This window comes from Knoellia altitudinis, assembly GCF_042666355.1.
In the GTDB taxonomy this organism is placed as follows: Bacteria; Actinomycetota; Actinomycetes; order Actinomycetales; family Dermatophilaceae; genus Knoellia; species Knoellia altitudinis.
On record NZ_JBHTDK010000001.1, the window covers coordinates 2,193,019 to 2,219,039 of the forward strand.

Here is a 26,021-nt window from a genome sequence, read left to right on the forward strand (position 1 = left end):
CGTGACTGAGCGCCCGGACGCTGCGGTGATTCGTGCCGAGGTCACTGTGCCCTTGGTCCTTGCTGACGGGTTCAGCACAACTGCAAGGGTGCTCACGTTCGACGGGCTGATCGACGGCGGTGAGCACCTCGCCATAGGACTGGGCGACGTGAGCAGCTCCGTGCCGCTGGTCCGGCTCCACAGCGAGTGCCTGACCGGTGACGTGTTCGGCAGCCAGCGCTGCGACTGCGGACCGCAGCTGCAGGAGGCCATCAGGCGCATCACCGCGGTCGGGGGATACGTCATGTATCTGCGCCAGGAGGGCCGCGGGATCGGGTTGTACTCCAAGCTCGACGCGTACGCCCTCCAGGATCTCGGCCTTGACACCTATGAGGCCAACGTGGCGCTGGGGTACCGCGCCGATGCCCGCGACTACACGGTGGCTGCCCAGATGATCCATGCCTTGGGCCTGTCACGGGTTGCCCTGCTCAGCAACAACCCGGACAAGGCCGACCAGCTGGCCCGCCTCGACGTCGTTGTCAGTCAGCGGGTGCCGACGGCCGTGCACTGGTGTCCGGCGAACGCGAGGTACCTCGCGACGAAGGCCACCCGCGGTGCGCACACCTTCGACCCGCACGACGACCTGCGACTCAAGGCCTGAGACCCGTGGCCCTGGTCGCGCTGGTTGTCGGACTGATGGCGCTTGCCCTGCTGCTGTTGCTCCTGACGATCGCGGCGGACTTGGGCTGGGTGGCGTGGACCGTGGGGTTGACGTTCGGCGGTGTTCTCGCGATCTGGCTGCTGCGCAGGCTGGCCGACGTGGGTCGCCGTGACCTCGGCCCAGCGGACGCGGTGACCTTGGCCCGAGGACTCACGGCCTGCGCAGTGGCGGCACTGACAACCGAGGTTCTGATGGGGCACGACGCAACCTTCGAGGTCGCCCTGCTCGCCGCCCCGGCGCTCCTCCTCGATGCCGTGGACGGCCTCGTGGCGCGGCGGACGAACACGGTGTCTTCGCTCGGAGCTCGCTTCGACGGAGAGGTCGATGCCTTCCTGATCCTCGTGCTCACCGTCGCGACCGCTCCGTCGGTGGGCTGGTGGGTGCTCGCCGGCGGCATGGCTCGTTATGCGTTCGGGGCCGCAGGGTGGGTGCTCCCGTGGATGCGAGGGGATCTGGCCTTCCGCCACTGGCGCAAGGTCGTCACGGCGGTCACCGGCATCGTTCTCGTGGTCGCTGTCTCCGGTGTGCTCCCGCGCTCGTTGACCGTGTGGAGTCTGGTGGGCGTTCATCTGCTGCTGGCAGAATCGTTCGGGCGGGACGTGCACTCCCTGTGGAAGGGGCGTGAGCGAACGTTTTCGCGACGCTCGCGCGGACTCTCGAGGGCAACGTCGGCGTTGGGTCTGGTGCTGGGGTCTGCCTTGCTGTGGTTCGTGCTCGTCGCACCCAACGAGCCGGCCCGGATCAGTCTCAGCTCGTTCGTCCGGCTTCCGGTCGAGATCGTGGCCGCAGGAGCACTCCTCCTCGTCGCCCCGGATCGGGTGAGGCGCGTGCTCGTCATCCTCGTGTGCGCACTCACGTGTGTTGTCGCTGCGCTCAAGGTCCTCGATGTTGGCGCCTTCGCGGTCCTGGACCGTCCGTTCAACGTCCTCACGGACCGTGGGCTGCTCGGCTCTGGGCTGGCGTTCGTCCGGGACTCGTTCGGGTCGTGGGCGGCCGTGGTGCTCGTGGTGGTCGTCATCGTCGTCGCCGCGGCGGTGGGAATCGTCCTGCCGTGGGCGGTGACCTGCCTCGTCAGACTCCTCACCACGAACCGCCGGCGATCGGCGAGTCTGGTCGCCGGGATGGGTGGCGTGTGGGTGATGGCAGCTGTGACCGGCCTGCAGGTCGCGCCAGGTGTTCCGGTGGCCCTCGGTGGCGTCGGCCCGTACGTGACCGGCAAGGCGAAGGCAACGATGACGGCATACACGGACCGCGAACGGTTCGACCGCACGCTGGACACTGACGTTTTTCGACATCCCACGAACGGGGAGCTCTTCGGGCTGCGAGACAAGTCAGTCGTGATCATCTTCGTCGAGAGCTACGGGCAGGTGGCCCTCACCGGAGACGAATCGCGTCCGGTTCAGGCCCTGCTGGACTCGGCGGGGACCAGGCTTCGCTCCCTCGGCCTCGCCGCGAGGAGCGGCTGGCTGACGTCTACGGCGTTCGGCGGCAGTAGCTGGCTCGCACACGCAACCCTGCAGTCCGGGTTGGCCGTGAGCGACCAGGCACGCTACGACCGGCTCCTTGCAAGCGACCGGACGACGCTGACGTGGGCGTTCTCGCGTGCCGGCTGGCGGACCGTCGCGGTCATGCCCTCAACGCACGGCGACTGGCCCGAGGGCCGGGCCTTCTACGGCTTCGATGAGATCTATGCCGGAACGGATCTGGGGTATGCCGGACCGCGGTTCGGCTTCTCTGCGGTGCCCGATCAATTCGCGCTGACTGCCTTCTCCGACCTCGAGCTGCGGGCGGACGGCGCCCGTCCGGTGATGGCGATGATCGAGCTGACCTCGAGTCACGGGCCGTGGGCGCCGCTGCCGAGAATGATTGAGCCGAGTGAGCTGGGCGACGGCTCGGTCTACGACGAGGTCCTCGCCAAGGCGACCACTGCGGGCCGTGTGTGGAGCGATCGTTCGGCCGTGCCCTCGGCATACATGCAGTCGATCCACTACGCGCTCACGAGCGTGGTGGCGTTCGTCGAGGAGCAGGTCGATGACGACCTGGTGGTCGTCGTTCTGGGCGACCACCAGCCCTCCACGATCGTGAGTGGTCCTGGGGCGAGCCGGGACGTGCCCATCTCTGTCATCGCTCGTGACCCGACGGTCATCGATCGCATCGCGAGCTGGGGCTGGCGGGACGGGTTACGGCCAGCCCAAAGTTCGCCAGTGTGGCCGATGTCCGTCTTCCGCGATCGATTCCTCGTGGCGTACAGCGACGCACCCGAGACGCCTGCGGGGGAGCGGGGGTCATGACTCCCGTAGAGCGGTCGCTCCTCGACAGGATTCTTTGGAAGGCGCGCGAAGCCGCCTTCCCGGACGGCGATTTCGTCGGCCAGGAGAGTTTTGCCACCGCGAGCGAGATCCGAGAGCTGGGACAGGCAGCCGGGCTCGGAGAAGGCGTGTCCGTTCTTGACCTGTGCTGCGGGGTGGCCGGCCCTGGCCTGATGCTCGTTCGCGAGCTCGGCTGCGATTATCTCGGCATTGACGCCGAGCTGGACGTCGTTGAGCGAGCACGGCGTCGCGCTGCGGAGTCGGGCCTCCGTGCGAGGTTCGATGTCGCGAGAGTGCCGCCCTTGCCTCCGGGCTCGTTCGACGTGGTGCTCCTGCTCGAGACCCTGCTGGCGTTCCGGGACAGGCCCATGTTGTTCGGTGAGGTCGTCTCGGTCCTGCAGCCTGGGGGCCGGTTCGCCTTCACCGTGGAGGTAGGGGCTCCATTGACCACCACAGAGCGGGCAACAATGCCGCGAGCCGATTCGGTGTGGCTCAGCTCGCTCGCCGAAACTCAGGGCGATCTCGAGGGTGCCGGGTTGCAAGTGCGGTGGCTGGTCGAGTGCACCGACGCGCACCGTGTCGCGGCGAGCGCGCTCCTAGGTTTCTATCTCGCTGCGGCACCGGACATCCGGGAGGCCGGGGGCGGTGATGTACTCGACCATCTCGTCTCGTCGCACGGCTTGTGGCGCCGGTGGCTGCGTGACGGGCGCGTGCGCAAGTTCATGGTCGTCTCGGAGAAGGTGTCAAGCTCAGGGGCGGTCAGCGTGTCCGCTTCACCGCGGCCCTGATACCGTCCAGAATCGTGGCGATGTCGCCGTCTTTCCGCAGGACGCCTACGGCTCCTGCCTCCAGCGAGAGCAGCACGTGGTCAGGTTCCGCAGAACTGGTCAGCACGAGCACGCGCGTATCCGGCCATGACCTGATGATGTCTCGCGTGGCACTGAAGCCATCGACCTCGGGCATCGACAGGTCCATGAGCACGACGTCGGGTCTCGAGCGAGCGACGAGATCAGCGGCCTCGGAACCGTCCACAGCCTCGCCGACCCACTCCAGGTCGCTCGCGTGGCCCACAACAAGTCGGACAGTGGCGCGGACCAACGCGTGGTCGTCCACGACCGCCACCCGAATGGCTGGCTGGGCCACGTCAGGTTCGAGCGCCACTGAGTCCGGCACGGGGACACCTGTTGCAGTCATACGAACCTCCGTCACGATCACGGGCGCGGCCGGTTGTTGCGCCGGTGCTAGACGGGCCGTCTGTTCATCATTGACCTTCGACGGCGGTGACGGTAGATCGCGGGCTGACCATTTCTCCCTCACAGAGGGATTTCCCCCCGCACCGTGGTTCCGTGCCCTTGCGACGACGTGACGACAAGGCGTCCTTCGGCCTCGGCGACCATCTCGCGCATGAGGGCAATCCCGAAGTGTCCAGCGGGACCGCGTACGGCGGGGTCGAACCCTTGACCGTCGTCGATCACCTCGAAGTGCATGAAGGTCTCGTCCTGCCAGAGGCGCACGTTGATGGTGGAGGCGTGGGCATGGCGTACCGCGTTTCCGAGCGCTTCGCGCACTGCGCGGTAGGTGAGACGGTCGGCAAGTGGGTGGGGCGTCAGGGCACTGCCAATCTCGAAGTGCACCACGTCGGGGGCCGCGTTCAGTTGACGAGCGAGCTCACGGACGTTCTCGGCGAGGCTGCGGGTCCTCAGGTCGGGCGGGTAGATGTCGATCATGAGGCTGCGCAAAGCCAGCAGGTCACGACGCACGATGGTTCGCAACTGCTCGAGATGCGATCGGAGTCCGTCGTCCTCGGAGAGCGCCCGCGCATCCGAGTCGAGGGCGTAGCCGAGGCCGGCGAGGTCCTGTACGACGCCGTCATGGAGGTCTTGGGAGATCCGACGTCGCTCCCGGTCCGAGGACTCGACGGCCTTGAGCATGAGCTGCTGCATCTGCTGCTGACCCCGGTCGACTCGACGCGCCAAGGAGGCTGCCAGCGGGATCGTGACGAACCCGAGGGCCAGGACGGCACCGATGGGTAGTGGCAGGATGTTGCGAGTGATGCTCTGCACCTGCTCACCCAGTCTGTCCGTCGAGATGTAGACCTCGAACAGGAGCGGCGCGCCGGAGCTGTCCTCAACGCCGGTGTACACCTCGACGAGCTCTCCTGCCGACTGCTCGTACTGGTTCTCCGTCTTGTCGAGGTCAGAGATCGCGGACACCGTGTCACGGGTTCCAAAGGCGGCGTATTCCTCCGCGTCGAGCAGGAAGGTCTTACCCACCAGGGCTTTCTGGTCGGACCACAGCACTTTGCCCCGGCCGCTGCCGGCATCGGACCAAACCTTGATGTGGCTGATCGAGCGATCCTGTACGCGGTGGCTGAGCACGTCGTCCATCTTGGCCATGGCCTCGGGATCATTGGCATGGAACTTCTCGTCTGCTAGCGGGGCCACGATTGTCTCCGCGACCGCTCGTGCGGTGACCTCGGCGTCCCGAAGGGCTTCAGCTCTGGCGACCTGTCGACTGATGACGAGGATGCCGATCACCATCGCCAAGAGGGTGAGGAGATTCCAGAGAACGAACCACCGCACTGCCCGTTGAACCGTGTGGTGCGGTGTGGTGCCGTGTCGTCCCGTTCCACTCCGGTTTGTGGGAGCGGCGACGTTGGTGGGCCCTCCCGACGTCATCAGTCGCCCAGTCGAATGACGCCGCTCCGAGTCGCCAGAACCACGGCCTCCAGCTGAGAGTGGACTCCCATCTTGCCGAGGACAGACTTCACGTGGCCCCGGCACGTGTGCAGGCTGACTCCCAGCTCCTTGGAGATGGCTCGCGGGTCACGGCCCATGCCCAGCAGACGAAGGACGTCCAGCTCCCTGGCGGTGAGACGCCATTGCGAGAGCGCAGGCTCGTGCTGGCCGAACGCCGACAGCCGCGCCCTGAGTCCATCGGAGAGGATCAGGCTCCCCCGCCGGGCGGTACGGATTCCGCTGAGCACGTCGACCAAGGCGCCGTCCTTGGCAAGGAAGCCACAGGCGCCGGCGGATGCCGCCCGGTCGATGTCGGTAAGGGTGGCATGGGCGGTGAGGATGAGGATCTTGAGGTTCGGGTCCTTGGCGACCAGCCTTCCGGCAGTGAGGATGCCGTCCCGGTCGGGGAGTCGAACATCCATGAGCACGACGTCCGGCCGTAGGCGTGCTACGAGCTCGAAGGCGTCCTCCGAGTTCTGGGCATGACCCACGCAGGTGATGTCAAGCTCTGCTTCAAGCGCCCCCGAGAGAAGCTCGGCGAAGGTCCGGTGGTCGTCGACCACGAGAACCTTTGTGGGTCCGCTTGGCAGCATCTGCTGCGCCCGGACCGCAGCCGGTACAGGAGCGAGTGCGGCCATGCCCACAATACCCATCACGCCGACCCTCTGAGTCCGTGTCCATTCCCCCCGTTGCGGCGCCGGGTTCGCGCCGTCGCCGAAGGTCCTCTGCCCGACATCACGACCACACCTCTCACACCCGTGAATGAATCCACTGTGGCGGTGGGTCCTGCGGCAGACCATGACTCAATAGTTGAGCGGCATATGGCGCACACGCGAGCGTCGCCTGCCGGAGGAACTAGTCAAAGGCTGCTGCCCTACGTCCCGTCCGGGCTCAGGCCACCGACCGTACGGGCGAGCTCTCCGTGGTCGGGGGCACCAAGGACTGGAGAATGTTCGTTGCCGGTGTCCTCCGCTCCATCGCCGCGACGATTCGCTCGGTCTCAGGAGCGCAGGCGACACCGAGCTCCTGCCATAGGACAAGACGGCAACGCTGGAGGACCCTTCGCACGGTGTCGTGCCTTCCCAGCGCGTAGTTGGCGAGCATCACCAGCACATAAGCTTCCTCCGCGAAAGGATCACTTCGCAGAGCGGTCTCGGCGCTTCTCAGGCCAGCCGCGTAATCGCCTTCTCCAAGCCAGTCGAGAGCCAGATCGAGATGAGCGCGGATGGTCCTGTCCTCGTAGAGGAGTCGATCCTCCTGGACCCACTCGTCATAGCGGTCGTGCTCGAGCAGGGGGCCACACGCCAGTTGGCTCGCTTCCGTTCGCAGCCGCAGCCGTTCGACCCTCGGCGCCCGTTCCGCCCGGAGCAGGAGGTCGTCGAATCGGTCAAGGTCGAGCTCAATGTCGTCGAGGACGAGTCTGTATGCCGCCGGACCGGTGGTGATCACCTGTCGAGCCCGAGCCTGGTCGACGAACATGTGGTGCCTGAGGACGCACACATACGTGTGGAGCGTGGCGACAACGTTGCGAGGCTCGCCACCCTCGGGCCACAGAGCAGCCGAAATGACGTCACTGCACACGAAGTGACCGCGCGCCAGGAGAAGGACTTCGAGAATCTGGCGCGGTTTCACGCCCCCCAGGTCGCGGGGACCCAGATGACGGTCTCCGTCGCGCACCTGCAGCGTTCCAAACATTGAGATCTCCACGTGGCCCACCTCCACCTCTGCCCAGGCCCGTTCATCGCTGCCGCTAGCGAACCACGCGCTGCGGGGCGGGGGACACCCCCAAAATTTGGTGATCAGCGCAGGTGAGGGACCATCGAGCGCCGGGTCAAAGGAGTTCCAAAGGTCGTCGTTCTACCGTCGCCCTGCCGTGAGAGCGAGGGGCGAGACGATGTCACTGACTCGACGAGAGATGGTTGCGTTCGGACTACTGGGTGGAGGTGCCCTGCTCCTCCCCCTCGAGCGGAGTGTCCTGGCAGCCGGACAGAACCGGATGGCCGAGAGTGCTCTTCCGGCTCCCTTCACGGTCCCCTTCACGCCCCCTCCGGTCGCATCGAAGGTGAGATCCGAAGGCATCACCGACTACTACTCGCTGACGATGCGCGAGCAGGCCACCCAGATCCTTCCCGGGTACCAGACCAGGATCTGGGGCTACAACGGGTCCTTCCCGGGGCCGACGCTCGACGTCCAACAGGGCCGCGAGGTCGTGGTGCGGCAGATCAACAGTTTGCCCTCGACCCACCCGATCCTGGGTTACACGCCGACCACGTCGACGCACCTGCACGGGTCGGCATCCCTGCCCCAGTTCGACGGTTACGCCAGCGACGTCACCTACCCAGGGAGCTGGAAGGACTACCGCTACCCGAACTCGCAGGGGTCGCGGACCCTCTGGTACCACGACCACGGCGTGCACCACACCGCGTCGAACGTCTACATGGGGCTTGCTGGGATGTATCGGATGCACGACCCACTGGAACAGTCCCTCCCCATCCCCCAGGGCTACTACGACGTGCCGCTCATCGTCACCGACGCCATGTTCGACGCCACCGGCCAGCTGCTCTACGACGACAACGACCAGTCCGGGGTCTTCGGCGACGTGATCCTCGTCAACGGTCGCCCCTGGCCCGTGATGAAGGTCGAGCGCCGCAAGTACCGCTTCCGGATACTCAACGCCTCCGTGGCACGCAGCTACCGGTGGCAGCTCGACAGTGGTGAGCCGCTGGTCGTCATCGCCACCGATGCCGGCCTCATGACGGCGCCGCAGTCGGTCAAGAGCCTGCTGCATGGCAACGCTGAGCGCTACGAGGTCATCATCGACTTTGCCAAGTACGCGATCGGGCGACGGGTGACGTTGCGCAACCTCAGCCCGAAGAACAACGTCGACTACACGAACACCAACAAGGTCATGGCCTTCGACGTCGTAGCCAAGGCGAGCAGCATTTCCCACAACTCGATACCCAGCGTCCTCAACCCGTACAACCACATCATGGCGTTGACGCCGACGGACACGACCCCTACACGGACGATGGCGTTGGTGCGCCAGAGTGGGGAGTGGACCATCAATGGTCAGACGTGGGCTGACGTGGTGGCCAGTGGCTACACCAGGGCCTTGGCCAACCCGGCCCTCAACGCGGTCGAGGTCTGGGAGATCCACAACGACTCCGGCGGATGGCACCACCCCATGCACATCCACCTCGTCGACTTCAAGGTACTTGACCGCGAGTTCGACAGGAACGGAGTGCGGGTCCCGCCTCGCCCGCCCGAAAGAGGCGCCAAGGACGTCGTGTACGTCGGTGAGAACGAGCGGGTACGTCTCATCACGCAGTTCGGTCCGCACCGGGGCAGGTACATGATCCACTGCCACAACCTCGTCCACGAGGATCACGACATGATGGGCCAGTTCACGGTGGGCGAAGGCGGCTATGACCCGATCACGACGGCTCCAGCACGCCCCCTCCCGGCGCCGGAGCTCTGACTTCCGATGTCAGCTGTGACGAGTACGCAAAGCTCCCACGAATTCGCGGCCCACTCCGACGCCACGTCCGTCAGTACGCAGCGCGTCGTTGCTGCGGCTTCAGGCGTCGCAGGGGCCGTCCATGTGGCTGTCGCCCCAGCGCACGGTGAGGAATGGTGGGTTTTCGGCGCGTTCTTCGTCCTCGTCGGGTGCTTCCAGCTCGGATTTGCCGCTCAGATGCTGCGGCGCCCGACGTGGTCCGCGGTCCTCGCCGGTGTGCTCGTCAACCTCAGCGTCGTTCTCGTCTGGGTCGCGAGCCGCACCACCGGCCTACCCATCGGGCCCGCCTCCGGCGGCGACTCTCTGCCCGGCGCCCACTCCCACACTCATGCGGCGGCCGACGCGAGTGGCATCGAGGCTGTCGGTCCCGCGGACCTTGCGGCCACCGCAGCCGAGCTGACGGTCGTGTGCCTCCTCGTGACACTGCTTCCCTCACGCCTTCGTCGAACCGCCGTCAACCTGATGCTCGTCACAGCCGCAAGCATGTGGGTGCTGCGACTCGTCGGCGCCCTGGGCTGATGGTCCGTCGTGGGGGGCGCGACCGGCAGATCAAGCGCATCCGTCTTCGCGCACTCGTGACCACCTTTGTCCTCATCGCCGGCGCCGCCCTCCTGGTCGCCGGCGTGGAACCGCTGCAGGTCACCTCCGACAGCATGACGCCGACGCTGAGGCCCGGTGACCGCGTCGTGGTGGAGAAGCTCAGCCTGCGATGGCGATCTCCGAAGATGGGAGATCTCGTGGTCTTCCGCGACCCTCTACACGAGCAGCTCGCGGTGAAGCGTGTCGTCGCTCTCGGTGGACAGACAGTGGCCCTGGAGGACGCCGTCCTCGTTGTTGACGGGACTGCACGGAGAGAGCCGGGTATCGACCCGAAAAAGATCGACTCGACCTACTTCGGCCCAGTCACTGTGCCCGCCAACGCCGTGTTCGTACTGGGAGACAACCGATTCGACTCGATCGACTCCCGCACGTACGGATCCATCCCACTCGGAGAGCTACACGGTCGCGTCGTTCTCGCGTTCTGACCGGCGTGCCACAGACACCCCGTCTCCGGCTCAGGGCCGCAGAAAAGCAAAAGGTATGCCGAAGAGTCTCCCGACAAGGTGTCGAGGACCACCGTGCAGACAAGGGGTTCTCATCATGCGAAAGACATCCATCAGCCGCAGTCTCAAGGGCGTCCTCCGGCGCAGCCGAACCGCCTCGCCGTTCGAGTCCGAAGGAGAAAAGCCGTGAACGCAACACGCAGAACACGACCAGAAGCGCGACGCCGCGGGCAATTGCGGAGGCGAGTACTGGCAGCCGGAGTCGCCTTCTGCACTGCGGCCCCCCTGGCTCTCACCTCAGGGTTGGGAGCGTCAGCCGCAGATGCGCCGGTCGGGCAGGGGTTCAACCTCAACGCCTCGGACCTGCGCTTCATCCTCAAGCAGATCAAGATCGCGGAGCAGCACGCTGACACGCTGACCGCAGCGAACCCGTGCGGGACGATGCGTGGAACCGGTCCGGACCAGGTCCCGGTAGGTGAGGTGGGAGACACTCTCCCCTGGGGCCTGCGACTTGTCGACGGCACGTGCAACAACCTCGTGGCTGGCAAGGCGACCGTCGGAGCTGCCGACCAGGACTTCCCAAGGCTTGTGCCCAAGGCGCTCAAGGCCGCGGAGAACGGCACCACATATGCCTCCAACGGCGTCCAGGTCCGCGACAGCCAACCTCGCGTGATCAGCAACCTCATCGTCGACCAGACCGCCGGCAACCCCGCCGCCGTCGACGCGGCCGGAGAGGTCCCCGAGACGACGCCCTCCGGTGCGTTCTTCATCCCGAACGTCGCACCGGACGTCGGTCTGTCTGCGCCCTACAACTCGTGGTTCACACTATTCGGGCAGTTCTTTGACCATGGTCTCGACCTCGTGAACAAGGGTGGCAATGGGACGGTGTTCATGCCGCTCCAGTCCGACGACCCGCTGTACCAGAGCGGCGCGCCCACGAACTTCATGGTGCTCACTCGCGCCACCCATGACGGAGACCATGAAGCGAACAACCAGACCTCGCCTTGGGTCGACCAGAGCCAAACCTACACCTCCCACCCCTCGCACCAGGTCTTCCTGCGGGCCTACGCCGACGCGGACGCCGCCCCCGACGTGGTCACCGCGCCCATCAACGCGACCGGCCGTCTGATCACCGGACCCGGGGACGGCATGGCCACATGGGCGGACGTCAAGGCGCAGGCGCGCAAGATGCTCGGCATTGCGCTCGCCGACGCTGACGCGTTGAACGTCCCGTTGATCGCCACCGACCCGTACGGCCGCTTCCTGCGAGGGCCCAACGGCCTGCCGCAGATGGTGCAGACGGCGGGGCCGGACGGCATCCTTGCCGACGACCCGGACACGACGGACGACGAAAGCGCGGACAACAACGCACTGGTCGAAGGCAACCTCGCAACGCCGGTGTCGACCGTGGGCATGACCAAGACCGGGCATGCCTTCCTCGACGACATCGCGCACAACGCGGTGCCGAAGTCCGGTTCGACCCCGGACACCGACACCGTCGTGACCCCCACCCTCGTGGTCTGCGAGGCACCCGGCTTCCCGTCGGGGTGTGTCGCCCAGTACGACGACGAGATGCTCGACTCACACTTCATCGCCGGCGATGGGCGCGTGAACGAGAACATCGGTCTCACTGCCGTGCACCACGTCTTCCACTCCGAGCACAACCGGCTGGTGGGTGACATCGACACGAAGATCTCGACGCTCCTCACCGCAGCCGAGCAGGCCGACTGGCGCGCCAGCCGCTACACCGACCGTGATGGCAGCTGGGACTACGGAGAGCGTCTCTTCCAAGCTGCGCGCTTCGTCACCGAGATGGAGTACCAGCACCTCGCCTTCGAGGAGTTCATCCGGAAGGTCCAGCCGCTGGTGAACCCCTTCGGCGAGGGAGGCACGGGCTACAACACCGCCATCAACCCGGCCATCAAGGCCGAGTTCGCCCACGCGGTGTACCGCTTCGGGCACTCGATGCTGACCGAGTCGGTCGACCGTGTCCGCGCCGACGGCACACCTGACGACATAGCCCTGCTCACCGCCTTCCTCAACCCCCCAGAATTCATGAAGGGTGGCCGCACGCCGGAGCAGGCGGCCGGGGACGTGGTTCGTGGCATGACCCGTCAGGTCGGCAACGAGCTCGACGAGTTCGTGACCGAGGCACTGCGCAACCAGCTCCTGGGCCTCCCCCTCGACCTCGCGTCACTGAACATGGCGCGCGCCCGTGACACCGGCATCCCGACGCTCAACGCGGCTCGCCGCTCGTTCTACGCAGCGTCCGGCAACTCGTCGCTGGCGCCGTATCAGAGTTGGGCCGACTTCTCCTTCAGCATCAAGCACCCGAAGTCGCTCAACAACTTCATCGCCGCCTACGGAACGCACCCGTCCGTCCTCGCGGCGACGACCATCGACGCCAAGCGTGCTGCCGCAGACGCCCTCGTCTACGGCCCCAACGGTGAGGACGGCGACGTTGGCACTGCCGACGACATCGCCTCGGTGCCCGACGACCGCTACGCGTTCCTCAACAGCGCGCCGCACCGGGTCACCGACCCCGACACCGGGGTCACCACCACGGTGAACACCACCTGGGTCGACCCGGCCAGCACGACCAACACCGGCGTGGATCGTATCGACCTGTGGACCGGCGGCCTCGCCGAGAAGCAGCACGTCTTCGGCGGTCTGCTCGGCCCGACCTTCAACTACGTGTTCGAGGCGCAGATGGAAGACCTGCAGTTCGGTGACCGGTTCTACTACCTGTCGCGCACTGCTGGTCTCAACATGCTGACCCAGCTCGAGGGAAACTCCTTCGCAGAGCTGATCCAACGCAACACCGACGTCAGCGGCCTGCCTGCCGACTCGTTCTCACGGCCCGCGTTCGTCTTCGACCTGGCCAACCTGGGCACGGCCGGCGCCATCCTCGACGACCCAGGGACGCCGTACAACGAGTCGACCCTGCTGTCCCGGATGCCTGACGGCACCATCCGCTACGGCGGCCCGGAGCACGTCGTCTTCAACGGCACCAGCGGTGACAACCGGACGTGGTCCAGCGAAGGTGACGACACCTTGCGCGGAAACGACGGGAACGACTGGTTCCAGGGCGGAGACGGCAACGACAACCACATCGGTGGACTGGGCGACGACATCCTTCTCGACACCAACGGTGACGACACCCTCAAGGGTGGCGACGGCAACGACACTCTGTCATCCGGTCAGGGTTTCGGTGGCGACCTGCTCCAAGGCGGTCGCGACAACGACGCCATCATCCACGGGAACGACCTCGCCGAGTCCTTCGGCGGGCCGGGTGATGACTGGGTGCTCGGTGGTGCCGGGGACGACACGGTCTTCGGCGACGACGGCGACGACTGGATCGAGAGCGGTGCAACTGTCAGCGGTACTGGTGGCGGCGCCTTCAACCTGCTGCAGGGCGACAACGGCGCCCCGTTCCAGGACGACCCCAACGAGCCTGGACACGACGTCCTCATCGGATACGGCGGTGAGACCGACAACGACGCCGAGGGTGGCGACGACGTCATGCTCAACGGCCCGGGCATCCAGCGCAACGAGGGCATGCTCGGGTTCGACACCGCCACACACGACGGAGACCTCGTGGCTGCGGACTCCGACATGGCACTCACGGGCTTGCTCCCGCCGAGCGTCGAGACGAACAAGGACCGTTTCGACATGGTCGAGGCCCTGTCCGGGTGGAACCTCAACGACACCCTGCGAGGCGACGACCGTGACGCGGCCGCCATGGTCGGTCACGAGCTGACTGCGGCCGGCACGGCCCGCGTGGCAGGTCTCAGCGCCCTTCTCGGTGGTGCGACGACGTTCACCGGCGGCAACATCCTCATGGGTGGAGCCGGCACCGACCTCATCGAAGGTCGTGGCGGTGACGACCTCATCGACGGCGATGCACAGCTCAACGTGCGCATCAGCGTCAGGGGCCTCACGCAGCCGACGACCGAGATCGACAGCGTCGAGACGTTGGCCGGTGTCACGCCTCGTATCATCGCCGGCACGATCAACCCCGGCCAGCTGCGCATCGTCAGGGAGATCCAGACCCCGTCCAACGGCAGCGCCGTCGACACGGCGATCTTCACCGGGCCCCGCGCCGACTACGACGTCACGTTCGTCAACGCGACCGTGACGACCGTGGACCACGCTCGAGGCGCCGCCGTCGACGGAACCGACACGCTGCGCAACATCGAGCGGCTCCGGTTCTCGGACGGCGAGATCGCGAACGCTCCGGTCGTGGTCACCCAGGCCGGCGCTCCGACAGCGGTCAGTGCGACGGCGGGCAACGCCCAGGCCACCGTGGCCTGGACAGCTCCGGCGAACACCGGTGGCGCGCCCATCACCCAGTACCGGATCCAGGTCCGTACCGGGACGACGGTCGTGCGGTCGGTCGACGTGCCAGCCACCCCGACCACCGCAGTGGTCACCGCGCTCACCAACGGGACGGCATACAACTTCCGTGTGCGTGCGATCACCTCGTTCGGGCTGGGTGTCCTGTCCGACCCGTCGAACACGGTCACCCCGGTGACGGTGGCGGCAGCACCCGGGACGCCCATCGCCGCGGCCGGCAACACGACAGCAAGCCTGACGTGGACGGCCCCGGCGAACACCGGCGGATCGCCCATCACGGGCTACCGCGTGCAGGTCCGTACCGGCACCACAGTGGTCAGGACCGACATCCTGACCGGCGCTGCGACCAGCACAACTGTGGCGGGCCTGACCAACGGCACGGCATACAACTTCCGGGTTCGCGCCGTGACAGCGGTCGGTCTCGGGGCGTTGTCTGCACCGTCCAACACCGTCACTCCGGCGACGGTTCCCAGTGCCCCGGGTATCGGGACTGCGGTCGCGGGTGCTGTCGGCGGCGCGGTCACAGCCACGGCCAACTGGGGAGCCCCTGCCACAAACGGTGGCTCCGCAATCACCGGCTACCGCGTGTTCGCCCTGCGGATGGATGGTGCTGGCAACGTGCTGGCGACGACCACTTCCGCCGTGCAACCGGCGGCGGTGCGGACGTTGTCCATGACCTTGGTCGCGGGTAACTACCGCTTCCAGGTGGCCGCGATCAACGGAGTGGGCAGCAGCGCGAGATCCGCACGCTCTAACTTGGTGACGGCCCGCTAGCCTGGGCGGACCACACCAAGGCGCCGGGCAGACCTTGGTTTGCCGGCGGTCAGGGCCTCCGGGTTCGGTGGACTGAGAAAGTTCCACCCCCCGGAGGTCTTTGACGCCATGAAGGCGACCGACGGTCATATGACCGCCCACCACGGCCCGCCCGAGGGCGAGCCCGGATGGCGAGGAGAAGATCCTCGGCGCGCACATGCTCGAGGTCTGCCCGAGCATCGCCAGCGCCCAGCTGTTGCTCGAGATCCACCCCCTGGGATCGGGGACCGCGAGGACCCCCAGCGCCTGCGCTTAACCGGGGCGCCCGGACCTGCGGTCATCGTCGGGATCAGCGACATGGGCGACCGCTTCCGCCTCACCTTCAACGAGGTCGAGGTCGTCGAGCCCGACCATGACCTCCCGAAGCTCCCGGTCGCCTGCGCGGTCTGGGAGCCACGGCCGAGTCTGTCGACGTCGGCCGAGTGCTGGCTGCTCTCGGGCGGCCCGCACCACACCGTGCTCTCGCGGCCCTGACGACCGAGGAGTTCCGGGACCTCGCCGAGATCGTCGGCACCGAGCTCGTCGTCATCGACGCCGACGCGACCTCCGACTCCGTGCGCCGCGAGCTCCGGTGGAACGCGGCATACCATCGCCTTGCAGCCCGTCCCTAGACCAGCGGAGGAACTCCCCATGCCTGCGAACGCGCCTGCGAGCTTCGGCACCCTGCCCTCGGGCGACGCCGTCACCGCCCACACCCTGAGCAACGACCGAGGGCTCCAGCTCGTGGTGCTCGACCTCGGAGCCACCCTGCAGAGTCTCTGCGTCACCGACGCGACGGGCGAGCTCGTCGAGCTCACCCTCGGCTTCGACGACGCGGAGGGCTACGTACAGGCGGGCAACCCCTACCTCGGGGCCACCGTCGGTCGCTACGCGAACCGGATCGCCGACGCCTCGTTCGTCCTCGATGGCACCCGCCACGACCTCAGCGCGAACGAGGGCCCGACCTGCCTGCACGGCGGGGTTGACGGGTTCCATGCCCGGCTCTGGTCGGTCCTCGACGCGACGCCGAGCAGCATCACCCTGCGGCTCGTGAGCCCCGACGGCGACCAGGGCTTCCCCGGCGAGCTGACGGTGACGGCGACCTATGCGATCGAGGGTGACTCGGTCGTGCTCACGTACGAGGCCACGACCGACGCCCCGACCGTCGTCAGCCTCACCAACCACACCTACTTCGACCTCGGTGGGCCCGGCGGCGGGGGTGTCGACGCGCACCACCTCACGGTCCAGTCCGATGCCTACCTGCCGGTGGACGCGCGCTCCGTGCCCGAGGGCGCGGTCGAGTCCGTGACCGGCACGCCGCTGGACCTCACGACATCAGTGCCGCTGCGTGACCGGGTCAGGGCCGGGCACCCTCAGGTGGCGCTCGTCAGCGGGATCGACCACACCTTCGTCCTGCAGGGCAACGGCGACAGGACGGTGGCCCGGTTGGAGCACCCTGCCAGCGGCCGAACCCTCGAAGTCGCGACCGACCAGCCCTCGATTCAGGTCTACACCGGCAACCGGCTCGACGGCGCCCTGCTCGGTCGCGGTGGCACGCTGCTGCGCCAGGGCGACGGGATCTGCCTCGAGACCCAGCAGCTCCCCGACGCACCCAACCAGCCCCAGTTCCCGTCGACCGTGCTGCGGCCGGGGGAGACGTACCGGGCGCGCACGCGGTGGACCCTCTCGACCCGACCCGGCCAGCCGTAACCGAGGACCTCGCCGCCGAGATCCTCGAGGACCGCACGACCCTGGGCATCGAGCTGGACTCGACGCGGATCAAGGCCGTGCTCATCGACCGCTGTCCAGGTGGAATGCGAGGGACTGCCGCGCACGTTGGCCCGGGCATGCGAGCCATCACCTACAGCCAGTACGGCGCCCCCGACACCCTCACCCTGACCGACGTCCCGGAACCGAGGGTGGGCCCGGGCGAGGTCCTGATCCGCGTCCGCAGTGCCTCGGTCAACCCGGTCGACTGGAAGGTCCTCGCGGGCTACCTCGACCGCCTCATGCAGGTCGACTTCCCGGCGATCCCCGGTTGGGACGTCTCCGGTGTCGTCGAGGCCATCGGTCCCGACACCCCGGAGTTCGCCGTGGGTGACGAGGTCATCGCCTATGCCCGCAAGGACTGGGTCCAGCAGGGCACCTTCGCCGAGCTCGTCAGCGCGTCCGTGCGGATGGTCGCGCGCAAGCCCGCCGCCCTCGACTGGAACCAAGCCGCAGGGCTCCCGCTCGCCGGCCTCACGGCATACCAGCTCCTTACGCGACTCGGCACCAAGGAAGGTGACACGGTCCTGGTGCACGCAGCCGCAGGCGGCGTCGGCCTTCTCGGCGTGCAGATCGCCAAGGCATTCGGTGCGCGTGTCATCGGCACGGCGTCGGAGGGCAACCACGAGTTCCTGCGCCAGCTGGGGGCCGAACCGGTGGCCTATGGAGACGGGCTGGCCGAGCAGGTCCGTGACCTTGCGCCCGAGGGCGTCGACGTCGTCGTGGACTTCGTGGGTGGAGTGCTGGAGACGACCCGGGCGGTGCTCAAGGACGGTGGACGCCACGGCTCCATCGCGGACGGCACGGTGGCCGAGGCCGGTGGCATCGCCTCCTGGGCGCGCCCCGACGCGGCCGACCTGCAGGCGCTCGCGGACCTCGCCGACGCAGGCAGGCTCACCGTCCCTGTTGCCGAGGTCTTCCCACTCGAGGACGTGGCCAAGGCCTTCGAGCTGAGCCAAGGCGGGCACGTGCGCGGCAAGATCGCCATCGAGGTCAGCCGCTGAGGCTCGACGCGTAGGCCCCGTGACAAGCGGAGAGGCCCACACCTCTCGGTGTGGGCCTCTCTCAATCTGTGCGACCCCGACGGGACTCGAACCCGCGACCTCCGCCGTGACAGGGCGGCGCGCTAACCAACTGCGCTACGGGGCCTTGCTGGTGCAAGACCTTTTCATGCGTATCCCCAACGGGATTCGAACCCGTGCTGCCGCCGTGAAAGGGCGGAGTCCTGGGCCGCTAGACGATGGGGACCCGTCGTGACCGGACCCCACGTCGCGCAGCGCGCAGCGCTCGGATCCGTCGTGGACTCGGAAAGCATAAGGGACGTTCGCGCTGCATCCAAAACGAGCTCCGCCGCGCTGCTGAGGGACGCTCCGGTATGCCGCCCACGCAGGGCGTGGGACCCCGCTCACCTCACGCGCGTGTCGCGCGCCGTGCTGCGCGCACCAGGTCGACGGCGGCGGACTCGCTCAGTCCGGCCCGGGCTGCACTGAGGGCGTAGGCGGCCGCGCTGCGGTGGAGGGCCGTGTCCGTGGCGTGCCCGCCAGGCGCGACGGTCGTGCCCGCGCGTCGTCCGGTCGTGACCAGACCCTCGGCCTCGAGCTCCTTGTAGGCCCGGGCGACGGTGTTGACGGCGATGCCGAGGTCGGCGGCCAGCGCCCGGACGGTGGGGAGGCGATCGCCCTCGGCCAGGGCGCCGCGTGCGATGAGCCCGGCGAGCTGTGCCCGGACCTGCTCGTAGGGCGGCTCCGGCGCGGAGACGTCGACAGTGATGACGAGGTCGCTCATGGGTCAGGAGGGGTTGGCCCAGGCGTGCAGCCTCTCGGCGTCCCACGTCGTGATGATGCGGTCCCACGGCACGCCAAGCCGCTCGGCGCGCTCGCAGCCGTAGGCCTTCATGTCCAGCTGCCCCGGCGCGTGGGCGTCGGAGTCGATCGAGAACAGGCAGCCGATCTCCAGGGCCAGCTCGATGAGCTCGTCCGGCGGGTCCTTGCGCTCTGGCCGGCTGTTGATCTCGACTGCGGTGTTGCCCTCGAGGCAGGCCTCGAAGACCGCGCGGGCGTCGAAGTCCGACTGTGGCCGCTTGCCCCGCGACCCCTCGACGAGCCTCCCCGTGCAATGCCCGAGGACGTTGACCCGCGGGTTGAGGACGGCATTGACCATGCGCTTGGTCATGGGAGCGGAGTTCATCCGCAGCTTGCTGTGCACCGATGCCGTGACGAAGTCCAGCTTGCCGAGCATCTCGTCGGTCTGGTCGAGGCCACCGTCGTCGAGGATGTCGACTTCGATCCCCTTGAAGAGCCGGAACGCCTGTCCCACACCGCGGTTGATCGCGTCGACGATGGCGATCTGCTTGGTGAGCCGCTCGGCGGTGAGGCCGTTGGCGACCCGCAGCTGCGGCGAGTGGTCGGTCAGGACCATCCACTCGTGGCCGAGCTCGATCCCGGTGAGCACCATCTCGTCGATGGGCGAACCGCCGTCCGACCAGTCGGAGTGGAGGTGGCAGTCTCCGCGCAACGCGGCATACAGGTCCGCTCCTCCTGTGGCCAGCGGACCGCCGGTCTTGTCCTGCAAGGACGCGAGGTATGCCGGCAGCTCACCCTGCGCTGCCTCCTCGACGACCGATGACGTGGACTTCCCGATGCCGTGGATCTGCTGGAGCGTGCCGGCCTCGACGTGGCCATTGAGCTCGTCGCCGCCGATCTCCTTGAGGGCCTTGACCGCGTTGCGGAAGGCCTCGACGCGATAGGTGCCAGCGCGGGTTCGTTCGAGGAGGAAGGCGATGCGTCGCAGGGCCTCGCTGGGTTCGACCGGGGCCTCGAGCGGGGTGAGGAGCGCAACCATGCCCCCATCTTGGCCTCTTAGCCGCGGGCTGGTGTCAGAGGTCGTGGGCAGGATGGCCCCATGACCTTCGCAGAGCTCCACGAGAGCGGCATCTTCGTCATGCCCAACGCCTTCGACGCCGGCTCGGCGAAGCGGCTCGAGGAGGCGGGCTTCCCCGCCCTCGCGACGACGAGCCACGGTCACGCAGCCACGCTGGGGAAGTCGGACCTCGAGGTGAGCCGCGACGAGCTCGTCGACCACGTCGCTCTCCTCAGCAGCGTCCTCACCGTGCCGCTCAACATCGACTCCGCCGACTGCTTCCCCCGGGAGGAGGGCGGCGTCGCGCGCACTGTCGAGCTCCTCGCCGAGGCTGGTGCGAGCGGGCTCTCGATCGAGGACTACGACCCTCAGACCTCCGCGATCGTCCCGTTCGACGAGGCCGTCGACCGCGTGGCGACGGTCGTCGAGGCCGCGCACCGGCGCGGCATCGTCGTGACCGCGCGCTGCGAGAGCGCCCTCTACGGCTTGGGGGAGGACCCGGTGGCGCGGCTCGCGGCCTATCGCGACGCGGGAGCCGACGTCCTCTATGCGCCGCTGGTCAACGACGAGGACAGCATCGCTGCGATCGTCGCCCTCGGTCGCCCCGTCAACGTCCTCGCCGCCGGCGACCACCCGTCGGTCGGGCGGCTGGGCGAGCTCGGCGTGCGCCGGGTCTCGACCGGAGGGGCGCTGGCCGGGGTTGCCTACGACGCAGTGGTCGCTGCTGCCAAAGCTCTCGCCTGACGGGCCCGCCGGGTCGCGGGTCCGCGGCTAGCGTTGGCGCATGCCAGAGATCGGACCAGGACGAGCGCGCCAGAGCGCCATCTATCGCCGGGGCACCCTCGGCCAGCCGCCCCGCGTGCCCACCGATCCCGACGAGCTCGCGGCGCGGGCCAACGAGGTGATGAGCCCGCAGGCGCGGGCCTACGTCAGCGGTGGCGCAGGCGCCGGAGGGACCATGCGCGCAAACCGGGCAGCGTTCGACCGGTGGCGGATCGTGCCGCGGATGCTCCACGGCACCACGACCCGCGACCTCCGCACCGAGATCCTGGGCACGCCCCTCGTGGCCCCGGTCATGCTCGCGCCGGTGGGTGCTGCCGAGCTCGTCGCCCCTGACTCCGACCTCGACATCGCGCGGGGCGCCGCCGCTGCCGGAACGTCCTATGTCGTCTCGACCCAGGGATGCTCGCCGATGGAGGAGACGGCGAAGGCGATGGGCGACGTGCCGTGGTGGTACCAGCTCTACTGGTCGGTCGACGAGCAGCTCGTGGACTCGCTCATCGGGCGAGCCGAGGCCGCCGGTGCCCGTGCGCTCGTCGTCACCCTGGACACGACGATGCTCGGCTGGCGAACCCAGGACCTCGATCTCGGGTCGCTGCCGTTCACGCAGGGGATCGGCATCGCGCAGTACACCTCTGACCCGCGCTTCATGGAGATCGTCAAGGAGCGGGTGGCCGCTGCCGGGGACGAGCCCTCGCCCCTGGCCGGGACCAAGGGAGCCGCGAAGCTGGTCGCCGCGGCCGGCGGGGCACGCACGCTGCTCAGCCAGGCCCGACGCCACCCCGGGGGCACGCGCGACAACCTGCGCTCACCGGAGCCCAGGGCTGCCGTCGAGACCTTTCTCGACATCTACTCGAACCCTGCCCTGTCCTGGTCCCACATCGAGACGCTGAGAGAGCGCACGCGACTCCCGGTGCTTCTCAAGGGCGTCCTGCATCCGCAGGACGCGAAGCGAGCCGTGGATACGGGCATCGACGGGATCATCGTGTCCAACCACGGCGGACGCCAGGTCGACCGGTCGATCTCCTCGCTCGACGCCCTCGTCGCGATCCGCGACCGTGTGGGACCCGAGCCCGTGGTGCTCCTCGACAGCGGCATCCGCACGGGGGCCGACGTGTTCGTTGCCCTGGCCCTCGGCGCTGACGCCACGCTCCTCGGGCGACCGCACGTCTACGGGCTCGCGCTCGACGGCGCCGAGGGGGTGCGAGACGTCATCGACAACGTCATCGCCGAGCTCGACCTGACCATGGGGCTGGTGGGCGCCGCATCGATCCGCGACATCACCCATGACGCCTTCCTTGTCCCGGCCGCGGGTCCGTGACGGTTCCCCATTGGCGCTGTGCACTGCTGCGCTGGGGCGCAGCAATGCCAGCACTGCTGCGCTCGGGCGCAGCAATGCCCGCACTGCTGCGCTGGGGCGCAGCATTGCACAGCGGCTGGTGAGGAGGGTGGGGTGCCGGGCCCGACGGTCAGGTGAGATCGGAGACGGCGGTGAGGAGGCGGTCGATGTCGCTGTCGTCGGTGTAGGGCGCAAGCCCCACACGGACACCACCGTCTCCGCCCAGCCCGAGGTGGCGTGAGGCCTCGATCGCATAGAAGTGCCCGGCAGGGGCGTTGACACCACTGTCCGCGAGAGCCCGGCGGACCTCCTGCGGCGACTTCCCGTCCACGGTGAAGAGCAGCGTCGGCGTGCGCTTGCGAGCATTCGAGAAGAGCCGCACACCCGGCATACCCCGCAGTCCGGCCTCCAAGCGGTCGAGGAGCCGGTGCTCGTGCTCCTCCAACGCCTCGAAGCCGGCCAGAACCCGCTCCCGTCGCGACCCGGTCGCCGACGGGTCGAGCCCGGCGAGCACGTCGACGGCAGCGGTGACACCGGCCAGCAGCTCGTAGGGCAGCGTTCCGAGCTCGAAGCGCTCAGGCACGGCATCGCTCGACGGCAGCAGCTTGTCCATCGTGAGGGTCTCGAGCAGCGCGGGCGAGGCCGCGACGACTCCCACGTGCGGTCCGAGGAACTTGTAGGGCGAGCAGGTCCAGAAGTCCACACCCAGCGCGTCGAGGTCGACCGAGGCGTGGGCCGTCGCGTGCACGCCGTCGACCCAGTGCAGGGCACCCACCTCGTGGACTGCACGCGCGATCTTGCACACGGGAGGCTTGGTGCCGATGAGGTTTGACGCGGCGCTCGTGGCGACGAGTCGGGTCCGTTCGGTCAGCAGCGACGTCACGGCCTCGGAGTGCAGCTCGCCGGTCCCGGGCTCGAAGTCGGCCCACTTGACGACCGCCCCCACGGACTCCGCGGCCTGCACCCAGGGGCGGATGTTCGAGTCGTGGTCGAGGCGGGTGACGACGACCTCGTCGCCGGGCTGCCAGGTGCGGGCCAGCGCGCGCGACAGGTCGTAGGTGAGGGCGGTGGCGCTGCGTCCGAAGACGACTCCGCGCGGGTCGGCGCCGAGCAGGTCGGCCATCGCCGCGCGAGCCTCGACGACGACCGTCTCGGCACGTCGCTCGCTCGTCGTGGCGTCCCCACGGTTGGAGATCGCCGACACCAGCGTCTCGCGGACCGCATCGGCCACCGGAGTCGGCGTCTGCGAACCACCGGGCCCGTCGAAATGCGCGGCACCCTCGAGCAGTGCGGGGAAGAGCGAGCGGACCGCGGCCACGTCATAGGTCATGGCGTCACCGTACCGATCACGAGCAGGCGGGCGCCCCGGAGGCTGCGGCGTCGCTACTCGCGGTCGACCCACGAGTAGCGACGCACCACCTCGCCGTCGAGGACGGTGAGACCGAGGTCGTCGACGCGCAGACTGCGAAGCGGGGCACGGCTCACCACCCGACCGGTATGCCGTCCGCCCACCTCGAGCGTCGGCCGTCCGTCGCCGAACGGCCACCACCACACGCCCGAGCGCGTCGCGGTGGCGCGGGTCGGAAGTGCCGGGGCCGGTGGGGTGGTCTCGCAGGTCCCGGGTGCGGTGAGAACGGTCACCTTGTCGAGGGTCGCGAAGGTCGTGCGCTCGCACCGACCGTCTGAGGCAGCGCTCAGGGTGAGGGCGCCGTCGCGACCGACCGATGCGTCCGCCGCGGGCCGCAGCACGACACGGCTCGAGCCCGGGTCGATGATCAGCAGGGTCCCGTCCGCCGCGGTCAGGACCCCGACAGTTGGCAGGTTGCCGTCCTTCCCGACCACGGGGGCAGATGTCCCGGTCGCGGTCGGTTGGGGCGTCTGCCACGACTGCCTGCCGTTGTTGTCGACGCCGATGAGCCGGCAGCCGCCCGGCGTCCCACCGCAGGCATGGACGACGGTCATCGACGGACCGGCAGCGACGAGCCTGAGCCGGTGTGCAGGAGGGCCCTGCCAGGTCCACCGAGACCGGCCGTCGAGACCGGCGCCGTCAAGCACCGAGTCGTTGAGGACGAGCAGGCGGCCGGCGCCGACGGCACGGCTCCCACCGCTGACCGAACCCAGCGTGATGCGGGTGCCACTCACGAGGTCGATGGCGACGTTGGCGTCGGAGCTCACGAGGGCTCGCCCACCGAGCACCTCGCCTCGCACCGCGGCCGTCTCCCACTGGCCCTCGAGCCCGGTCGTCCGCGGTGTCGTGAACCAGCCGAGGACGAGGGTGAGGACGACGACGAGGGCTGCGATGACGGCATACGTGATGGTTCGACGGGACCTCACGCCAGCCCTCCGGTCACCAGGACTGGTGCAGCGGGCGGCCCTCGGCGAAGCCGGCAGTGCTCTGGATGCCAACGGTCGCACGCTCGTGGAACTCGCCGAGGGTGCGCGCTCCGGCATAGGTGCAGCTGCTGCGCAGGCCGGCGACGATCTCGTCGATGACGTCCTCGACGGAGGGCCGGGCCGGGTCGATGAACATCCGGGCCGAGCTGATGCCCTCCTCGAACATGGCCTTGCGGGCCCGCTCGTAGGCGGAGTCGGTCGCGGTGCGGTTGCGGACCGCACGCGAGGACGCCATCCCGAACGACTCCTTGAACTGGCGCCCCTTCTCGTCGCTGAAGAGGTCGCCGGGGGACTCGAGCGTGCCGGCGAACCACGAGCCGATCATGACGTTGGAGGCTCCTGCGGCGAGGGCGAGGGCGACGTCGCGGGGGTGGCGAACGCCCCCGTCGGCCCAGACGTGCTTGCCGAGCTCCCTCCCGGCAGAGGCGCATTCGAGCACTGCCGAGAACTGGGGGCGCCCCACGGCGGTCATCATTCGGGTCGTGCACATCGCGCCCGGCCCGACCCCGACCTTGACGATGTCGGCCCCGGCGCCGATGAGGTCGCGGGTCCCCGCCGCGGTGACGACGTTGCCGGCGACGATCGGGACCTGCGGGTCCAGGTCGCGCACGGCCTTGAGCGCCTCGATCATCTTCTGCTGGTGGCCGTGGGCGGTGTCGATGACGAGGACGTCCGCACCGGCCTCGAGCAGCTGGGCGGCCTTGGCGGCGACGTCACCGTTGATGCCCACCGCAGCGCCGATGCGCAAGGAACCGTTGTCGTCCACGGCGGGGGAGTAGAGGTTGGCACGCAGCGCCCCCTGGCGGGTGAGGACGCCGACGAGGGTGCCGTCCAGCGCGACGACGGGCGCGAGACGGCGGCGGCTCTCGTTGAGCGTGTCGAACGCCGCCACGACGTCGACGTCGTCCCGCACGGTGACGAGCTCGCGCGACATGACGTCGCGGACCTGGACGAAGCGGTCGACCCCGCCGAGGTCCTTCTCGGTGACGACGCCGATCGGCCTGTCATCCTCCGTGACGACCGCGGCGCCGTGGGCGCGCTTGCCGATGAGGACCTGCGCCTCGCCGACGGTCGTGTCGGGGTCGAGGGTGATGGCGGTGTCGAAGACGAGGTGGCGCTGCTTGGTCCAGCCGATCACCTCGCTGACGACGTCTCCCGGGATGTCCTGCGGGATGATCGTCAACGCTCCGCGGCGGGCGGTCGTCTCGGCAATGCGACGTCCGGCGATCGCGGTCATATTGGCGACGACGAGCGGGATGGTCGTGCCCGTGCCGTCGTCGGAGCTGAGGTCGACGTCGAGGCGGCTCGTGACCTCCGAGCTGTTCGGCACCATGAAGACGTCGTCGTAGGTGAGGTCGAACTGCGGCAGGAGATCGTTGAGGAAGCGCACGCGACCACTCTAGGAGGCGGGGTGTAGCAGGATCGAG

General features: G+C 68.3%; 21 protein-coding genes, 2 tRNA genes and 1 pseudogene. 13 read left to right on the forward strand and 11 right to left on the reverse strand.

Annotation, left to right across the window (positions count from 1 at the left end; all coding sequences use genetic code 11):
• Nucleotide 1: 1 nt before the first annotated feature.
• The 3 genes from ACFQW8_RS10395 to ACFQW8_RS10405 are packed head-to-tail and all read left to right on the forward strand — an operon-like array spanning nucleotide 2 to nucleotide 3,797.
• Nucleotides 2–640: a GTP cyclohydrolase II gene (locus ACFQW8_RS10395; protein ID WP_380087107.1), complete on the forward strand. Its 639-nt coding sequence runs from the start codon at nucleotides 2–4 to the stop codon at nucleotides 638–640.
• Nucleotides 641–645: 5 nt separating this feature from the next.
• Nucleotides 646–2,991 (forward strand): CDP-alcohol phosphatidyltransferase family protein, encoded by a 2,346-nt coding sequence (locus tag ACFQW8_RS10400; protein ID WP_380087109.1) that lies wholly within the window; start codon nucleotides 646–648, stop codon nucleotides 2,989–2,991.
• The gene (locus tag ACFQW8_RS10405) at nucleotides 2,988–3,797 is read left to right on the forward strand and encodes a class I SAM-dependent methyltransferase (protein ID WP_380087111.1); all 810 of its coding nucleotides are present in this window, start codon (nucleotides 2,988–2,990) and stop codon (nucleotides 3,795–3,797) included. Before ACFQW8_RS10400 ends, ACFQW8_RS10405 begins: the two co-directional genes overlap by 4 nt.
• On the opposite strand, the gene ACFQW8_RS10410 is transcribed toward ACFQW8_RS10405, so the two are convergent.
• The 4 genes from ACFQW8_RS10410 to ACFQW8_RS10425 all read right to left on the reverse strand — a co-directional run bounded on the left by ACFQW8_RS10410 (nucleotide 3,769) and on the right by ACFQW8_RS10425 (nucleotide 7,454).
• Nucleotides 3,769–4,182 carry a response regulator gene (locus ACFQW8_RS10410; protein ID WP_380087112.1) on the reverse strand — a complete coding sequence of 138 codons (414 nt, stop codon included), beginning with the start codon at nucleotides 4,180–4,182 and terminating at the stop codon, nucleotides 3,769–3,771. The two genes, ACFQW8_RS10405 and ACFQW8_RS10410, sit on opposite strands and share 29 nt — an antisense overlap.
• Before the next feature lie 140 nt (nucleotides 4,183–4,322).
• On the reverse strand, nucleotides 4,323–5,549 hold the full coding sequence (locus ACFQW8_RS10415) for a sensor histidine kinase (RefSeq protein ID WP_380087114.1): 1,227 nt from the start codon (nucleotides 5,547–5,549) through the stop codon (nucleotides 4,323–4,325).
• Between the two features lie 137 nt (nucleotides 5,550–5,686).
• Entirely contained in the window at nucleotides 5,687–6,547 is an 861-nt protein-coding gene (locus tag ACFQW8_RS10420; RefSeq protein WP_380087116.1) for a response regulator, read from the reverse strand.
• Nucleotides 6,548–6,638: 91 nt separating this feature from the next.
• Nucleotides 6,639–7,454 carry an AfsR/SARP family transcriptional regulator gene (locus ACFQW8_RS10425; protein WP_380087118.1) on the reverse strand — a complete coding sequence of 272 codons (816 nt, stop codon included), beginning with the start codon at nucleotides 7,452–7,454 and terminating at the stop codon, nucleotides 6,639–6,641.
• A gap of 187 nt (nucleotides 7,455–7,641) precedes the next feature.
• Here ACFQW8_RS10425 and ACFQW8_RS10430 point away from each other — a divergent pair, with 187 nt between their 5' ends.
• From ACFQW8_RS10430 to ACFQW8_RS10465, 8 genes and pseudogenes are all read left to right on the forward strand, one after another.
• On the forward strand, nucleotides 7,642–9,225 hold the full coding sequence (locus ACFQW8_RS10430) for a multicopper oxidase family protein (RefSeq protein ID WP_380087120.1): 1,584 nt from the start codon (nucleotides 7,642–7,644) through the stop codon (nucleotides 9,223–9,225).
• 123 nt (nucleotides 9,226–9,348) lie between these two features.
• Nucleotides 9,349–9,783, forward strand: a complete 435-nt coding sequence (locus tag ACFQW8_RS10435) for a hypothetical protein (RefSeq protein WP_380087121.1) — start codon at nucleotides 9,349–9,351, stop codon at nucleotides 9,781–9,783.
• 56 nt (nucleotides 9,784–9,839) lie between these two features.
• The gene (gene lepB, locus ACFQW8_RS10440; RefSeq protein WP_380087122.1) at nucleotides 9,840–10,289 is read left to right on the forward strand and encodes a signal peptidase I; all 450 of its coding nucleotides are present in this window, start codon (nucleotides 9,840–9,842) and stop codon (nucleotides 10,287–10,289) included.
• A gap of 321 nt (nucleotides 10,290–10,610) precedes the next feature.
• The gene (locus ACFQW8_RS10445; RefSeq protein ID WP_380087123.1) at nucleotides 10,611–15,437 is read left to right on the forward strand and encodes a peroxidase family protein; all 4,827 of its coding nucleotides are present in this window, start codon (nucleotides 10,611–10,613) and stop codon (nucleotides 15,435–15,437) included.
• A gap of 196 nt (nucleotides 15,438–15,633) precedes the next feature.
• Nucleotides 15,634–15,950 (forward strand): annotated as a pseudogene (locus ACFQW8_RS10450) (hypothetical protein).
• The gene (locus ACFQW8_RS10455) at nucleotides 15,899–16,087 is read left to right on the forward strand and encodes a hypothetical protein (RefSeq protein WP_380087125.1); all 189 of its coding nucleotides are present in this window, start codon (nucleotides 15,899–15,901) and stop codon (nucleotides 16,085–16,087) included. Before ACFQW8_RS10450 ends, ACFQW8_RS10455 begins: the two are co-directional and overlap by 52 nt.
• 19 nt (nucleotides 16,088–16,106) lie before the next feature.
• Nucleotides 16,107–17,165, forward strand: coding sequence for an aldose epimerase family protein (locus tag ACFQW8_RS10460; protein WP_380087126.1), 1,059 nt, complete (start codon nucleotides 16,107–16,109; stop codon nucleotides 17,163–17,165).
• Nucleotides 17,166–17,302: 137 nt separating this feature from the next.
• A complete protein-coding gene (locus ACFQW8_RS10465) occupies nucleotides 17,303–18,226 on the forward strand; it encodes an NADP-dependent oxidoreductase (protein ID WP_380088654.1) in 924 nt (307 codons plus the stop codon).
• A 71-nt stretch (nucleotides 18,227–18,297) separates the two neighbouring features.
• Here ACFQW8_RS10465 and ACFQW8_RS10470 read toward each other — a convergent pair.
• From ACFQW8_RS10470 to ACFQW8_RS10485, 4 genes are all read right to left on the reverse strand, one after another.
• A tRNA-Asp gene (locus ACFQW8_RS10470) sits at nucleotides 18,298–18,371 on the reverse strand.
• A 26-nt stretch (nucleotides 18,372–18,397) separates the two neighbouring features.
• A tRNA-Glu gene (locus ACFQW8_RS10475) sits at nucleotides 18,398–18,470 on the reverse strand.
• Nucleotides 18,471–18,632: 162 nt separating this feature from the next.
• Nucleotides 18,633–19,007, reverse strand: a complete 375-nt coding sequence (locus ACFQW8_RS10480) for a GntR family transcriptional regulator (RefSeq protein ID WP_380087127.1) — start codon at nucleotides 19,005–19,007, stop codon at nucleotides 18,633–18,635.
• A 3-nt stretch (nucleotides 19,008–19,010) separates the two neighbouring features.
• Entirely contained in the window at nucleotides 19,011–20,063 is a 1,053-nt protein-coding gene (locus ACFQW8_RS10485; RefSeq protein ID WP_380087129.1) for a PHP domain-containing protein, read from the reverse strand.
• A 60-nt stretch (nucleotides 20,064–20,123) separates the two neighbouring features.
• On the opposite strand from ACFQW8_RS10485, the gene ACFQW8_RS10490 reads away from it, so the two are divergent.
• Entirely contained in the window at nucleotides 20,124–20,825 is a 702-nt protein-coding gene (locus ACFQW8_RS10490; RefSeq protein ID WP_380087131.1) for an isocitrate lyase/PEP mutase family protein, read from the forward strand.
• A 40-nt stretch (nucleotides 20,826–20,865) separates the two neighbouring features.
• A complete protein-coding gene (locus tag ACFQW8_RS10495) occupies nucleotides 20,866–22,182 on the forward strand; it encodes an alpha-hydroxy-acid oxidizing protein (RefSeq protein ID WP_380087132.1) in 1,317 nt (438 codons plus the stop codon).
• 148 nt (nucleotides 22,183–22,330) lie between these two features.
• Here the strand turns inward: ACFQW8_RS10495 and ACFQW8_RS10500 are convergent, their stop codons facing one another.
• From ACFQW8_RS10500 to ACFQW8_RS10510, 3 genes are read right to left on the reverse strand one after another with little or no spacing between them, the layout of a single operon-like run.
• Nucleotides 22,331–23,530, reverse strand: coding sequence for a cysteine desulfurase-like protein (locus ACFQW8_RS10500; protein ID WP_380087134.1), 1,200 nt, complete (start codon nucleotides 23,528–23,530; stop codon nucleotides 22,331–22,333).
• Between the two features lie 53 nt (nucleotides 23,531–23,583).
• On the reverse strand, nucleotides 23,584–24,534 hold the full coding sequence (locus ACFQW8_RS10505; protein WP_380087135.1) for a hypothetical protein: 951 nt from the start codon (nucleotides 24,532–24,534) through the stop codon (nucleotides 23,584–23,586).
• A 13-nt stretch (nucleotides 24,535–24,547) separates the two neighbouring features.
• On the reverse strand, nucleotides 24,548–25,984 hold the full coding sequence (locus ACFQW8_RS10510) for a GuaB1 family IMP dehydrogenase-related protein (RefSeq protein ID WP_380087138.1): 1,437 nt from the start codon (nucleotides 25,982–25,984) through the stop codon (nucleotides 24,548–24,550).
• Nucleotides 25,985–26,021: the final 37 nt, after the last annotated feature.

Bases quoted from the DNA above. Each gene is read 5' to 3' on its own strand.
- ACFQW8_RS10480 (WP_380087127.1), bottom strand. From the start codon at position 19,007: ATGAGCGACCTCGTCATCACTGTCGACGTCTCCGCGCCGGAGCCGCCC.
- ACFQW8_RS10405 (WP_380087111.1), top strand. From the start codon at position 2,988: ATGACTCCCGTAGAGCGGTCGCTCCTCGACAGGATTCTTTGGAAGGCG.
- ACFQW8_RS10490 (WP_380087131.1), top strand. From the start codon at position 20,124: ATGACCTTCGCAGAGCTCCACGAGAGCGGCATCTTCGTCATGCCCAAC.
- ACFQW8_RS10500 (WP_380087134.1), bottom strand. From the start codon at position 23,530: ATGACCTATGACGTGGCCGCGGTCCGCTCGCTCTTCCCCGCACTGCTC.
- ACFQW8_RS10430 (WP_380087120.1), top strand. From the start codon at position 7,642: ATGTCACTGACTCGACGAGAGATGGTTGCGTTCGGACTACTGGGTGGA.
- ACFQW8_RS10465 (WP_380088654.1), top strand. From the start codon at position 17,303: ATGCGAGCCATCACCTACAGCCAGTACGGCGCCCCCGACACCCTCACC.
- ACFQW8_RS10420 (WP_380087116.1), bottom strand. From the start codon at position 6,547: ATGGTCTGCCGCAGGACCCACCGCCACAGTGGATTCATTCACGGGTGT.
- ACFQW8_RS10485 (WP_380087129.1), bottom strand. From the start codon at position 20,063: ATGGTTGCGCTCCTCACCCCGCTCGAGGCCCCGGTCGAACCCAGCGAG.
- ACFQW8_RS10460 (WP_380087126.1), top strand. From the start codon at position 16,107: ATGCCTGCGAACGCGCCTGCGAGCTTCGGCACCCTGCCCTCGGGCGAC.
- ACFQW8_RS10415 (WP_380087114.1), bottom strand. From the start codon at position 5,549: ATGGTGATCGGCATCCTCGTCATCAGTCGACAGGTCGCCAGAGCTGAA.
- ACFQW8_RS10495 (WP_380087132.1), top strand. From the start codon at position 20,866: ATGCCAGAGATCGGACCAGGACGAGCGCGCCAGAGCGCCATCTATCGC.